The following is a 571-nucleotide window of genomic DNA, read 5'->3' on the forward strand; positions in this document are numbered from 1 at the left end:
ATCGCAATAGCTTGGTAATAACTGACAGGTATGCAGCATACAATTATTTTGCCGATAAAAACAGGCAAATCTGTTGGGCACATTTATCAAGAGATTTTGAAAGATTAGCACATAGTTGGAATATTGAAGTTAAAGTTCTGGGTTGTTACTTGAGAAACGTGGCCACTGAATTATTTGCACTAAAAAAAGCTTTACTAAAAAGTGAGATAGATGTTTTGAGGTTTGTCAGACGTGCCAGAAAATTAAGAAAACGTACAAAGTATTACTTGAAGGAGATATCTCGTTTACCTGAAGCAATTGGAGCCTCTCGAGTTGCAAAAAATGTTCTGAGATCTGAAAGAATGATGTGGAAATTTTTAGATGACCCAGAAAATATTCCGCTGACAAATAACCACGCTGAACGGCAAATTCGGCATTATGTCGTTTATCGCAAAAACTCATATTTTACACAATCAAAGCGGGGAAATACATTCCTTGAGCGGATAATTTCATTATACTTAACTTGGAAACAAAGGGGTCTCAATCCTTTCCAAAATCTCCTATCTATTGTTTCTTAAACCACTCTCCTGAA

1 pseudogene is annotated in these 571 nt (G+C 35.9%); it reads left to right on the forward strand.

Going from position 1 to position 571, the window contains the following annotated elements:
- Positions 1 to 557, forward strand: a pseudogene (locus OZD64_RS00045) (IS66-like element ISWen3 family transposase); the annotation flags it as partial.
- Positions 558 to 571: the final 14 nt, after the last annotated feature.

The organism is Wolbachia endosymbiont of Drosophila tristis (assembly GCF_028981745.1).
In the GTDB taxonomy this organism is placed as follows: domain Bacteria; phylum Pseudomonadota; class Alphaproteobacteria; order Rickettsiales; family Anaplasmataceae; genus Wolbachia; species Wolbachia pipientis.